The following is a 12,305-nucleotide window of genomic DNA, read 5'->3' on the forward strand; positions in this document are numbered from 1 at the left end:
CGCACGGCGGTCACAGGCTCCGCAGCGCGCGTTCGAGGATCGCGGCGCCCTCCTCGGCCTCCGCGACGGTGAGGGACAGCGGCGGGGCGACGCGCAGGGCACTGGTGCTGTGACCGCCGCCCTTGCCGATGAGCAGCCCGCCCGCGCGGGCCTCCTCCAGCACGGCGGACGCGGCCTCGGGGGCGGCCGTGTCGGTGCCGGGCCGGGTCAGCTCGATGCCGATCATCAGCCCGCGCCCGCGCACCTCGCGCACGTGCGGCACCTGGGCGGCGACGGCCCGCAACCGCTCGAGGAGCAGTCCGCCGACGCGCCGGGCGTTGCCCTGGAGGTCGTGCTCCAGCAGATACGTGAGGTTGGCGAGGCCCGCCGCCATGGTGACCTGGGTGCCGCCGAAGGTGGAGATGCTGTTGGCGTCCAGACAGTTCATGATCTCGGCGCGGGCGATGACGCCGCCGATCGACATGCCGTTGCCGATGCCCTTGGCGAAGGTCACGATGTCGGGCGGTCCGCTGCGTCCGTGGGCCTGCCAGCCCCAGAAGTGGTCGCCGGTGCGGCCCCAGCCGGTCTGCACCTCGTCGGCGATCCACAGGATGCCGCGCTCGTGCAGCACCTCGCGGAAGGCCGCGTACAGGCCGTCGGGCGGGGAGGTGAAGCCGCCGACGCCCTGGACGGGTTCGGCGATCAGCGCGGCGGGCGCGCGGGTGTGGCCGAGCAGGTCCCGCAGGTCGTCGACGCAGGCGTCGATGAAGTCCCGGTCGTCCAGGTGCGCGTACGGGCCGCGGGTGCGCACGCCGCCGTGGACGTACAGCGTCTGGAGCGGGGACAGGGAGGTCGGGGACCAGCCGCGGTTGCCGGTGATGCCGACGGCGCTGAAGGAGCGGCCGTGGTAGCTGTTGCGCATCGCCAGGATGGTGTTGCTGCGCCGGTGGGCGGTGGCGAGGAGCAGGGCGGTGTCGTTGGCCTCGGTGCCGGAGGTGGTGAAGAAGACGCGGGCGTCCGGGATGCCGGACACCTGGGCGACGCGCTCGGCGAGTTCGACCATCGGCCGGTTGAGGTAGAGGGTCGAGGAATGGATGATCCGCCCCGCCTGCTCGCTCACCGCCTTGGTCACCTCGGGCAGCGCGTGCGCGGTCATCGTGGTGAGGATGCCGCCGAAGAAGTCGAGGTACTTGTTGCCGGCGGAGTCCCAGACGTGCCGGCCCTCGCCGTGCGTGATCTCCAGCGGGTCCTCGTAGTAGAGGGCGAGCCAGTCGGGCAGGACGGCGCGGTGACGGCCGAAGAGGTCCTTGGTCACGGCTGCACCAGCCCTTCGTAGGCGTCGGGGCGGCGGTCGCGGTAGAAGGCCCACTGCTGCCGCACTTCCTCGATGAGGTCGAAGTCCAGGTCGCGGACGAGGAGTTCCTCCTTGGTGTCGCTGGCGGGTTCGCCGACGAACTGTCCGCGCGGGTCCACGAAGTACGACGTCCCGTAGAAGTCGTTGTCCCCGTACTCCTCCTGCCCGACCCGGTTGATCGCGGCGACGAAGTACTCGTTGGCGACGGCCGCCGCGGGCTGTTCCAGCCGCCACAGGTGGGCGGAGAGGCCGCGGTGGGTGGCGGACGGGTCGTAGACCAGCTGGGCGCCGCCGAGGCCCAGTTGCCGCCAGCCCTCCGGGAAGTGCCGGTCGTAGCAGATGTAGACGCCGACCTTGCCGACGGCGGTGTCGAAGACGGGCCAGCCGAGGTTGCCGGGGCGGAAGTAGAACTTCTCCCAGAAGCCCTTGACCTGCGGGATGTGGTGCTTGCGATACGTGCCGAGGACGGTGCCGTCGGCGTCGATCACGGCCGCGGTGTTGTAGTAGAAGCCGGACTGCTCCACCTCGAAGACGGGGACGACGATCACCATGCCGGTCTCGCGCGCGAGGGCCTGCATACGGCGGGTGGTCGGACCGTCGGGCACCGGCTCCGCCCAGCGGTAGTGCTCGGGGTCCTGGACCTGGCAGAAGTAGGGGGCGTTGAAGACCTCCTGGAACCCGATGACCTCGGCACCCTGCCGGGCCGCCTCTCGGGCGTGCTCCTCGTGTTTCGCCACCATGGACTCGGTGTCGCCGGTCCAGGTCGCCTGGACGAGAGCGGCACGTACGACGTTGGCCATGAGCTGCTCCTTCGACACGACGTCAGAGCCTCTACGCCCGTAGAGCGGGCCGTAGAGGGACGAACCTAAGCCCGGCCGGACGGGCTTGCCAAGACCATCGTCGTCAGGGCGCGGTGTCGATCATGTTTCGCACTCCTGTGGGTGAGTCGCACCGCTCTCACGCCACGGCGGGCACACACATCCCCGCCAGCTCGTCCATGGACAGCCCCAGCACGCCGGCCAGCGCGGCCACCGTGAAGAACGCGGGGGTGGGCGCCCGGCCGGTCTCGATCTTGCGCAGGGTCTCGGCGGAGATGCCGGCCTCGGCGGCGACCTCCGTCATGGTCCGTTCACCGCGGGCCGCGCGGAGGAGGCGCCCGAGCCGCTCGCCGCGCTCGTGCTCTTCGGGGGTCAGGGGGGTGCGTACCATGCCGTCATTCTAATACCGGGTTCCCGTACGGCCCCCAATTCAAATACCGGTTCAGTAAGGGGAATGGGCAAGGGGGCATGGGCATGGGCATGGTGGAACCGAAGACGGACACATCGTTCGCCGCCATGCACGCGGTCGGCCGGCCCGTCGCGCGCGCCCCGACCGCCGTGCGCCAGGCCGCGGACGTGGGCGTGTCACTGCTGGAGCCGGACGCGGTGGCGCACGACGTGCCGCGGGAGGCGTGCGCCGGCTCGCCGCTCCTCGGCTACCGGCCCTCCTTCCCGCCGGCCCCTTCCCCTGCCGTCATCCGCGCCTCGGTGAACGACGCGATCGTGCCCGGCGTCCCGGTCGGACGGCTACGGCTGCGCGCGTCGGCGGCCTCGTCCCCGTCGCCTGCGGGGCGCCGCAGGACGCGGCCGGCGGGGAGCGCACCGTGGCGATCGACGAGGCCGGCTCACGCGTCCTGACGTCGCGCGCCGGCCTCTGAGATCCTCCGCGAGGCCCGCACGAGGCCCGCGTGCAGCCCTCCGCCCGCCCGGCTTCCCGGACATGCCCACCGGCACAGAACGTGTCATGTTGGGCATGACCGCCCGCCGACCGGGTTACCCGGCCCCGGCACGTCGATCAGCGAAGCAGCGGAGGACCGGAAACGATGACCAGCGGCTTCATGGGCCCGGAGGGCGACCCGTTCGCGGAATTCCTGGCACGCTTCTTCGGCGGGCCCAAGCCCAGGCAGATCGACATCGGCAGGCTGCTCAGCCAGCCGGCCCGGGAGCTGGTGCGGGGCGCCGCCCAATACGCCGCCGAGCACGGCAGCCGGGACCTGGACACCGAGCACCTGCTGCGGGCCGCGCTCTCCACGGAGCCGACCCGGGGACTACTCAGCCGGGCCGGCGCCGATCCCGACTCGCTGGCGTCGCAGATCGACGAGCGGACCGGCCCGGTGCAACACCCGCCGGGCGAGGCCCCGCCGCCGACCTCGCTCTCGCTGACCCCGGCCGTCAAGCGCGCCCTGCTGGACGCGCACGAGATGGCCCGCGCCTCCGGCACCGGGTACATCGGCCCGGAGCACGTGCTCAGCGCCCTGGCCGCGAACCCGGACTCGGCCGCCGGGCACATCCTGAACGCCGCCCGGTACTCGCCCTCGGGGCTCCCGACGGAGACCCCGGAGGCCGCGAAGGGCCGCGCGGAGGGGCCCGGGGCCACGAACACGCCGACCCTGGACAAGTACGGCCGCGACCTCACCGACCTGGCGCAGCAGGGCCGGATCGACCCGGTGATCGGGCGGGAGGAGGAGATCGAGCAGACCGTCGAGGTGCTCTCCCGCCGCGGCAAGAACAACCCCGTGCTCATCGGTGACGCCGGCGTCGGCAAGACCGCCATCGTGGAGGGGCTGGCGCAGCGCATCACCGACGGCGACGTGCCCGACGTGCTGATCGGCCGCCGGGTGGTCTCCCTGGACCTGACCGGTGTGGTCGCGGGCACCCGCTACCGGGGCGACTTCGAGGAACGGCTGAACAACATCGTGGGTGAGATCCGCGCCCACTCCGACCAGTTGATCATCTTCATCGACGAGCTGCACACCGTCGTCGGCGCGGGTGGCGGCGGCGAGAGCGGCTCGATGGACGCCGGGAACATCCTCAAGCCCGCTCTGGCCCGCGGGGAGCTGCACATCGTGGGCGCCACCACGCTGGAGGAATACCGGCGGATCGAGAAGGACGCGGCCCTCGCGCGCCGCTTCCAGCCGATCCTGGTACCGGAGCCCACCACCGCCGACGCGATCGAGATCCTGCGCGGACTGCGCGACCGCTACGAGGCCCACCACCAGGTCCGCTACACCGACGAGGCGCTGGTGGCGGCCGTGGAGATGTCCGACCGCTATCTCACCGACCGCCGGCTGCCGGACAAGGCGATCGACCTGATCGACCAGGCCGGCGCCCGGGTGCGGTTGCGGGCCCGCACCAAGGGCACGGACGTACGGACCATGGAGCGCCAGCTCGAGCAGCTGATCCGGGACAAGGACCAGGCGGTCGCGGACGAGCAGTACGAGCAGGCGACCCAGCTCCGCGACCGGATCACCGAGCTGAAGCAGCGGATCACCGAGGCCGACAGCGGTGTCGAGGCCGACGAGGGGCTGAACCTGGTGGTCGGCACCGAGTCCATCGCCGAGGTGGTCTCCCGGCAGACCGGCATCCCGGTCAGCAGTCTCACCCAGGAGGAGAAGGACCGCCTGCTGGGCCTGGAGTCCCACCTGCACGAGCGGGTGGTCGGCCAGGACGAGGCCGTACGGGTCGTCTCCGACGCCGTGCTGCGCTCCCGTGCCGGGCTCGCCAGCCCCGGCCGGCCCATCGGCAGCTTCCTCTTCCTCGGCCCGACCGGCGTCGGCAAGACCGAGCTGGCCCGGGCCCTGGCGGAGGCGCTCTTCGGCAGCGAGGACCGGATGGTCCGGCTCGACATGAGCGAGTACCAGGAACGGCACACGGTCAGCCGCCTCGTCGGCGCCCCGCCCGGCTACGTCGGCCACGAGGAGGCCGGTCAGCTCACCGAGGTGGTGCGTCGGCACCCGTACTCGCTGCTCCTGCTGGACGAGGTGGAGAAGGCGCACCCGGACGTCTTCAACATCCTGCTCCAGGTCCTGGACGACGGCCGGCTGACCGACTCGCAGGGCCGGACGGTGGACTTCACCAACACCGTCGTCGTGATGACCAGCAACCTGGGCTCGGACGTGATCACCCGGCGCGGCGCGGGCATCGGCTTCGGCGCCGGCGGCTCGGAGGCGGACGAGGAGGCCCGGCGCGAGCAGGTGCTGCGCCCGCTGCGTGAGCACTTCCGGCCCGAGTTCCTGAACCGCATCGACGAGATCGTCGTCTTCCGCCAGCTCAGCGGCGAGCAGCTGCGGCAGATCACCAGCCTGCTGCTGGAGCAGACCCGCCGCATGGTGCACGCGCAGGACGTCACCGTCGACTTCACCGACGCCGCCGTGGACTGGCTCGCCGAGCGCGGCTACCAGCCCGAGTACGGTGCCCGCCCGCTGCGCCGCACCATTCAGCGCGAGGTCGACAACGAGCTGTCCCGGCTGCTGCTCGACGGCCGCGTCACGGAGGGCGGCCGGGTGACGGTCGACGTCGAGGACGGGCGGCTGGCCTTCCGTACGGCGCGGCAGCCCGCCCCGGAGTCGTGACCCGCGCTACCGGGCGGGCGCTGCCGGGGGCCTGCCGGTTGAGCCCTGCCCGTTGAGCCCTGCCCGGAGGCCCTACCGGTGGGGCCGCACCACCATCGCCGAGCCGCCGCCGCGCCGTTCCCTCTCGGCGGCGGCCAGCCACTTGCCGTTCGGCAGCCGCTGCACGCCGGTCGCCGCGCCGATCTCGGGGTTGGCCTTGAAGGAGTGCCCGAGGGCTTCCAGCCCTTCCCGCAGGCCGCTGTCGTAGAGGCCGGGTTCGAGCTCCGTCTGGGCGGCGTTGCGCTGGCTGGCGCGCGGCGCCGCGATCGCGTCGACGAGCGGGAGTCCGCGGTCGATGAAGCCGGTGAGCGTCTGGAGAACGGTGGTGATGATGGTCGCGCCGCCGGGCGAACCGACCGCCACGACCGGCTTGTGGTGCTGGTCCAGGACGATGGTCGGCGCGAGCGACGACCGCGGGCGCTTGCCGGGACCGGGCAGGTTCGGGTCGTGGACGGCCGGGTTGGCCGGGGCGAACGAGAAGTCCGTCAGCTCGTTGTTGAGCAGGAAGCCCCGGCCGGGCACGGTGATGCCGCTGCCGCCGGTCTGCTCGATGGTGAGCGTGTAGGCGACGACGTTCCCCCACTTGTCGGCCACCGTCAGGTGCGTGGTGTTCTCGCCCTCGTACGTCGTCGGCGCCGCCGTGCCGCCGCCCGCGCAGGAGGCCGGGTGCCGGGGATCGCCGGGGGCGAGCGGGCTGGTGAGCGCCGCGTCGTCCCGGATCAGGCACGCGCGGGAGTCGGCGTACCGCTGCGACAGCAGTTCCTTCGCCGGTACGTCCTCGAAGGCCGGGTCGCCGACCCAGCGCCCGCGGTCGGCGAACGCGATGCGGCTCGCCTCGATGAAACGGTGCAGGTAGCGGGCCTTGCTCGCCTTGGAGAGGTCGGTGCGCTCCAGGATGTTGAGGGCCTCGCCGACCGTGGTTCCGCCGGAGGAGGAGGGGGCGATGGAGTAGACGTTCAGACCGCGGTACGAGGTCCTCGTGGGCGCCTGGAGCTTGGCCTCGTAGGCCGCGAGGTCCTTGGCGGACAGGTCGCCGGGACGGGCGTTCCAGCCGGAGTCGGGGTCCAGGGGCGGCTTGTTGACGGTGGCGACGATGTCCTCGCCGAGCTCGCCGTGGTAGACCGCGCCGGCGCCCTCGCGCCCCAGTTCCTTGTAGGTGCGCGCCAGGTCCGGGTTCTTGAACGTGGAACCGACGACCGGGAGCTCACCGCCCGGCAGGAACAGCTCGGCGGTGTCCGGGAAGTGGCGGAACCGCTGCTCGTTGGCGGCGGTCTGGGAGCGGAAGGTCCCGTCGACGGTGAAGCCGTGCCGGGCGAGGCGCTCGGCGGGCCCGAGCACGGAGCCGAGCTTCCGGGTGCCCCACTTGTCGAGGGCGGTCTGCCAGGTGGCGGGCGTGCCCGGGGTGCCGACGGCGAGGCCGCTGGTGACGGCGTCGGCGAAGGCGAGCGGCTTGCCGTTCTCCGTGAAGAGGCCCTCGTCGGCGGTCAGCGGCGCGGTCTCGCGCCCGTCGACGGTGCGCACCGTACGGGACGTGGCGTCGTAGTAGACGAAGTAACCGCCACCGCCGATGCCGGCGGAGTAGGGCTCGGTGACGCCGAGCGCGGCGGCGGTGGCGACGGCCGCGTCGACGGCGTTGCCGCCGCCCCGCAGGACCTCGATGCCGGCGGCGGACGCGTCCGGATCGACGCTGGCGACCGCGCCGCCGTACCCGACGGCGACCGGCGTCTTCGGGGCGGCGGGTCTGCTCTGGGCGGTCGGCGGCGCCGCCGCCCCCACCGACACCACGGCGGCCCAGACCGCCAGGACCGTCAGTTTCCGTGCGACAGGGCGACGCATGCGCACCTCCAGGGAAAGACCGTTCGAGCAGCTTAATTCATCGTCATGGCCGCGTCAGGAACATCTTCGCCGCGGCCCGTCGAACACCGGTACGCCGGGCCCGCTAGCATGCGCGCCCATGACTGACGACGTACGCAACATCGTCCTCGGCCTGGTCGCGGCGGGCATCAGCGCCACGCTGGGCTGGCTCGCCCGTACCTATCTCTGGAAGCGCAGACTCCGCCGCAAGCAGGCGTTCTTCGGACTGCCGGACGGCTCCGAGTCGCTGCTCGTCGTCAACCGGGACCCCGCCGCCTCGGAACCCGCGGTCCACCGCTTCGACGTCTTCGCGCTGCTGGAGCTGTCCGCACTGGTCAAGGACTGCGGCGCGCACGTCCAGGTGGTCACCCAGGACATGGTCCACCAGGGCTTCGGCGAGCGTACGGAGTTCTGCGTGGGCGGTCCGGGGTCGAATCGCCGGATGGTGGCCCACATGGCGGCCATGCTGCCCGGGGTGCGGGTCAACATCGACCCGGAGCCGGGTCCGGACCGCGGCGCCTTCCAGATCGGCGGCGAGCGCTACCGGATGGACGCGGGCGTCACGGAGTACGTCCTGCTGGCCCGCCTCACCGCCGGGGACCGGCGCGAGGCCCGGCCCGCGTTCCTGTTCTGCGGCCAGCGCGCGATCACCAACCAGGCCGCCACCCGCTACCTCGCCCGTCACCACGAGAAACTGGCGCGCAAGCACGGCGACAACTCGTTCGTGCTGCTGCTGAAGGTGGTCAACTCGCAGGCGTACGGCCCGGATCTCGTCGAGCTGGTCGGGGACGTGACCCGGGCGGCGACGAGTCCGCTGCCGTCCCCGGTCCCCCGCAACTCCCACCGGGCCTGAGGGCGTTGGCCCGCGCCGGTACCACCCGGCCGAGGGGTCACACCTCCGCGACCTCGCCGTACAGCTGCGAGAGCTCGGGGACGCCGTCCGTCGCCCACTCGTGGCCGGACGCCACCACGTCGAACTCCCGGCCCGACGAGAGCCGGACGACTGGCTGCCCGTCGGACCGGATGAACCACGCGGCGCCGGGAACGGTGCGCACGATCACGGTGCCGAGGTACAGACCGGCGTCGTTGCCGAGCCAGGTCAGGATCTCCTCGTCGCCCCGCCAGCGCGGCAGCACCTGGTCCAGCTGCTCCAGCGAGAGAGCGGAGTCGTCGAGTCGGACACCCTCCCGCGACGCCTGCGAGCGCAGCAGATCACAGTCGGCGAGCAGGTCACCGATGCCCTCGGCGTCGTGAGTCCGGTGATCTTCGCGTCGCTTACCCAGGAAGGGGAAGTTCATACCTCCAGACTGTCATTCGTACCGCCGTACGCACCACAGGGCGCGCAGGGACCGGGGCGGGGACAGCGCCTACACGTCCAGGTCCACCACGACCGGCGCGTGGTCCGAGGCGCCCTTGCCCTTGCGCTCCTCGCGGTCGACGTAGGAGTCGGTGACCGCCTTGGCGAAGGGCGCGTTGCCGTACACCAGGTCGATGCGCATGCCGCGGTTCTTGGGGAAGCAGAGCTGCCGGTAGTCCCAGTAGGTGAACGGGTGGTCGTACTTCAGCGGGCGCGGGACCACGTCGGACAGGCCGGCCTCGCGCAGGGAGGTGAGGGCGGCGCGCTCGGCCGGGGTGACGTGGGTGGAGCCCTCGAAGGCGGTGCGGTCGTAGACGTCGTCGTCCGTCGGGGCGACGTTGTAGTCGCCCAGCACCGCGAACGGGCGGCTGCCGGTCGCGTCGCCCGCGACGGCGGCGCGCAGCGCCTCGAACCACTGGAGTTTGTAGGCGTAGTGGGGGTGCTCCACCTCGCGGCCGTTCGGCACGTACACCGACCAGACGCGGACCGGGCCGCAGGTGGCGGAGATGGCGCGGGGCTCCTGCACGCCCTCGTAGCCGGGATCGCCGGGGAGCCCCTTGACCACGTCCGCCAGGCCGACGCGGGAGAGCACCGCGACGCCGTTCCACCGCCCGGTGGCGTGCACGGCCGCCTCGTAGCCCTTCTCGCGCAGCTCGTCGAAGGGGAACTGGTCCTCGGCGACCTTGGCCTCCTGGAGGCACAGCACGTCGGTGCCGCTGCTCTCCAGCCAGGCGAGGAGCCTCGGCAGGCGGGCGGTGATCGAGTTCACGTTCCAGGTCGCGATGCGCATGCCCCACAACCTACCGGGCGGGACTGACAGCCCGGTCCCGCCCGGGGCGGGGGCCTCAGAGACGCGCCGAGTCGCCGGGGGTCAGCCGCAGGTGCTCGGAGCCGCCCAGCTCGCCGATCTGACGGTCGTAGACCGGCCGGGCGAGGTCGGTGAGGAGCGCGTCGTGGATGTCGTAGGCGCGCTGCGGCCCGACCTCGCGGACGTACTCGATGACCTCGGAGATCTTGTTCCAGGGGGCCATGACGGGGAGCATCAGCGTCTCGACCGGGTGGTCGGGGACGGTGAGGGCGTCACCGGGGTGGAAGACCTTCCCGCCGTCCACGAGGAAGCCGATGTTGGTGACGCGCGGGATGTCCGGGTGGATCACCGCGTGCAGCTCGCCGTGGACCTGTACGTCGAAACCGGCGGCGGTGAAGGTGTCGCCGTGGCCGACGGTGTGCACGCGGCCCGGGAAGGCCGCCGAGATCTTTTCTGCGACCGACTTCAGGGTCCAGATCTCGGCGGCCGGGTTGGCCTCCATCCCGGCCCGCAGCCGCAGCTCGTCGAAGTGGTCGGGGTGCTCGTGGGTGACGAGGATGGCGTCCGCGCCGAGGGCGGAGTCCTCCTCGCTGAATCCGCCGGGATCCAGGACGAGCGTCCGCCCGTCCTTCTCGAGGCGGACGCAGGCGTGCGACTTCTTGGTGAGCTTCATGCCCCCATCCTGCCGCCGTGCCCCGGCACGCGGCCGACAGGACTCACTCCGGCGGTGTGGTCTCCTCGCGGATGACCTGCTGCGCCACCCGGAAGGCGCTGTTCGCCGCGGGTACGCCGCAGTAGACGGCCGCCTGCAGCAGCACCTCCTTGATCTCGCCCGGGGTGAGACCGTTGCGCAGGGCGGCCCGGGTGTGGGAGGCGAGGTCCTCCAGGTGGCCGCCGGCGACGAGGGCGGTGAGGGCGACGCAGCTGCGGGTGCGACGGTCGAGACCGGGCCGGTCCCAGATCTCGCCCCACGCGTACCGGGTGAGGAACTCCTGGAAGTCCCCCGAGAACTCGTCCGCCTGCGCCAGCGCCCCGTCGACGTGCGCGTCGCCGAGCACTTCACGGCGCACCTTGAGCCCCGCGTCGTACGGGTCGGTCCGCCCCTGCCCCGGTACCGGCGCCGGAACGACGGCCGGGGCGATCTCGGCGACGGGCGCGGCCTGCGGCGGTACCGGCGCGGTCATCAGGGCGGGCTGGACCGGGGCGGTGGAGGCCGCGGGCGCGGTGGCGTGGACGGCCGGGACGGCGATCTGGCCCGTGGAGGTGTCGTGCGCGATCTGCCAGGCGGTGCTGAAGTGCCGCACCAGCAGGTCGGTGACGGCCGCGGGCTGCTCGACGGGGACCAGGTGGGAGGCGCCGGGGACGACCGCGAGGCGGGCGTCCGGGATGCCGGCGACCAGGGTGCGCGCCTCGGCGGGGCCGGTGACCTGGTCGTCGGAGCCGACGAGGACCAGGGTCGGGACGCCGACGCGGCCGAGTTCACCGCGTACGTCGAAGGCGGCGAGCGCCTCGCAGGCCGAGATGTAGCAGCCGGGGTCGGTCGTCCGCACCATCTGCACGGCCCACTCGGTGATCGCGGGCTGGGCCGCGGCGAACCCGCCGGTGAACCATCTCTCCGGCGCGCTGCGGGCGATGGGGTCGAGCCCGTTCGTCCGGACGATCACACCGCGCTGCCGGAACTCGTCGGCCGTACCGAAACGCGGCGAGGCGGCGATCAGCGCGAGGGAGGCGAGGCGCTCGGGGTGGCGCAGGGCCAGTTCGATACCGACGGCGCCGCCGAACGCACAGCCCGCGTAGCCGAAGCGCTGCACGCCGAGTCCGTCGAGCGTGGCCAGCAGACGCGTGGTGAGCTCGGCGACGGAGCCCCCCGGGTGCGCGGGGGCGCCGCCGTGTCCGGGCAGGTCGAAACGGAAGATCCGCCAGTGCTGCGCCAGCTCGGGCACCTGCCGGTCCCACATGTGCCATGTGGTACCGAGGGACGGCCCCAGGATCAGGACTGGTAGGTGTTCTGGCCCGTCAAAGCGGTATTGCAGCGTCTCGGTCTTGCCTTCGGTCACGGGTTCACACCTTCATCTGTCACGATCTGTCACACGCCCCCTGCGAGACCTCCCCACGCCTCCGCCGCCGGAAGCAGGTCCGCCACGTCCGGCTTCACGTACCACTTCTTCGTCGTCTTCACGTTGGTGTGCCCAGCCCACCTGGCGAGCAGGTGATCCGGCACCCCGTTGTTGGCGAGGTACGTGAGGCAAGACGCCCGAGCATCGTACAGACGGACCCTGCGGAGGCCGTTCTCGTCCATGATTTTGTAGGCTCGCACCCGGAGCTGCCGACCGTTCAGCGCGGCCCCGAGTTCGTCCACGAGCACGTAGCCCGCGCCCTGGTAGCCTTCGCCCACCGCTAGCCTCGCCGTTTCGGTTGGGGCGATGAGGTGTCGTTGAGGGGGAACTGCCGGGTGGCTGACGCGTTTTCGGTGTTGGGACATGGTGGAGACCCGGCGCGGTGGTCGGGTTCTCCAAGGTCCTTC

Annotated in this window: 11 protein-coding genes and 1 pseudogene; 3 read left to right on the forward strand and 9 right to left on the reverse strand. The window is 72.1% G+C overall.

Annotated elements, in window-relative coordinates:
• Nucleotides 1-10 precede the first annotated feature (10 nt).
• The 3 genes from RM812_RS32520 to RM812_RS32530 all read right to left on the reverse strand — a co-directional run bounded on the left by RM812_RS32520 (nucleotide 11) and on the right by RM812_RS32530 (nucleotide 2,542).
• Nucleotides 11-1,294 (reverse strand): aspartate aminotransferase family protein, encoded by a 1,284-nt coding sequence (locus tag RM812_RS32520; RefSeq protein ID WP_311580771.1) that lies wholly within the window; start codon nucleotides 1,292-1,294, stop codon nucleotides 11-13.
• Nucleotides 1,291-2,133: a nitrilase-related carbon-nitrogen hydrolase gene (locus RM812_RS32525; RefSeq protein WP_311580773.1), complete on the reverse strand. Its 843-nt coding sequence runs from the start codon at nucleotides 2,131-2,133 to the stop codon at nucleotides 1,291-1,293. The genes RM812_RS32520 and RM812_RS32525 overlap by 4 nt, the downstream gene beginning before the upstream one ends.
• Nucleotides 2,134-2,290: 157 nt before the next feature.
• On the reverse strand, nucleotides 2,291-2,542 hold the full coding sequence (locus tag RM812_RS32530) for a helix-turn-helix domain-containing protein (protein WP_311580776.1): 252 nt from the start codon (nucleotides 2,540-2,542) through the stop codon (nucleotides 2,291-2,293).
• Between the two features lie 89 nt (nucleotides 2,543-2,631).
• On the opposite strand from RM812_RS32530, the pseudogene RM812_RS32535 reads away from it, so the two are divergent.
• Nucleotides 2,632-2,981: pseudogene (locus RM812_RS32535) on the forward strand (type I methionyl aminopeptidase); the annotation flags it as partial.
• A 213-nt stretch (nucleotides 2,982-3,194) separates the two neighbouring features.
• Nucleotides 3,195-5,723 (forward strand): ATP-dependent Clp protease ATP-binding subunit, encoded by a 2,529-nt coding sequence (locus tag RM812_RS32540; RefSeq protein WP_311580779.1) that lies wholly within the window; start codon nucleotides 3,195-3,197, stop codon nucleotides 5,721-5,723.
• Nucleotides 5,724-5,795: 72 nt separating this feature from the next.
• Here RM812_RS32540 and ggt read toward each other — a convergent pair whose 3' ends face one another.
• Nucleotides 5,796-7,598 (reverse strand): gamma-glutamyltransferase, encoded by a 1,803-nt coding sequence (gene ggt, locus RM812_RS32545; protein WP_311580782.1) that lies wholly within the window; start codon nucleotides 7,596-7,598, stop codon nucleotides 5,796-5,798.
• 118 nt (nucleotides 7,599-7,716) lie between these two features.
• Here ggt and RM812_RS32550 point away from each other — a divergent pair, with 118 nt between their 5' ends.
• Nucleotides 7,717-8,469: a hypothetical protein gene (locus RM812_RS32550; protein WP_311580785.1), complete on the forward strand. Its 753-nt coding sequence runs from the start codon at nucleotides 7,717-7,719 to the stop codon at nucleotides 8,467-8,469.
• A gap of 37 nt (nucleotides 8,470-8,506) precedes the next feature.
• Here the strand turns inward: RM812_RS32550 and RM812_RS32555 are convergent, their stop codons facing one another.
• The 5 genes from RM812_RS32555 to RM812_RS32575 all read right to left on the reverse strand — a co-directional run.
• Nucleotides 8,507-8,914 (reverse strand): DUF6278 family protein, encoded by a 408-nt coding sequence (locus RM812_RS32555; protein ID WP_311580788.1) that lies wholly within the window; start codon nucleotides 8,912-8,914, stop codon nucleotides 8,507-8,509.
• A gap of 69 nt (nucleotides 8,915-8,983) precedes the next feature.
• Nucleotides 8,984-9,763 (reverse strand): exodeoxyribonuclease III, encoded by a 780-nt coding sequence (locus tag RM812_RS32560; protein WP_311580792.1) that lies wholly within the window; start codon nucleotides 9,761-9,763, stop codon nucleotides 8,984-8,986.
• 55 nt (nucleotides 9,764-9,818) lie between these two features.
• The gene (locus tag RM812_RS32565) at nucleotides 9,819-10,454 is read right to left on the reverse strand and encodes an MBL fold metallo-hydrolase (protein WP_311580794.1); all 636 of its coding nucleotides are present in this window, start codon (nucleotides 10,452-10,454) and stop codon (nucleotides 9,819-9,821) included.
• A 43-nt stretch (nucleotides 10,455-10,497) separates the two neighbouring features.
• Nucleotides 10,498-11,838 carry a bifunctional 3-oxoadipate enol-lactonase/4-carboxymuconolactone decarboxylase PcaDC gene (gene pcaDC / locus RM812_RS32570; RefSeq protein ID WP_311580798.1) on the reverse strand — a complete coding sequence of 447 codons (1,341 nt, stop codon included), beginning with the start codon at nucleotides 11,836-11,838 and terminating at the stop codon, nucleotides 10,498-10,500.
• A gap of 29 nt (nucleotides 11,839-11,867) precedes the next feature.
• Nucleotides 11,868-12,305: tyrosine-type recombinase/integrase (locus tag RM812_RS32575; RefSeq protein WP_311580801.1), on the reverse strand; the 438-nt coding region annotated here is incomplete at its 5' end.

It is taken from the genome of Streptomyces lancefieldiae (assembly GCF_031845825.1).
Taxonomy (GTDB): Bacteria; Actinomycetota; Actinomycetes; order Streptomycetales; family Streptomycetaceae; genus Streptomyces; species Streptomyces lancefieldiae.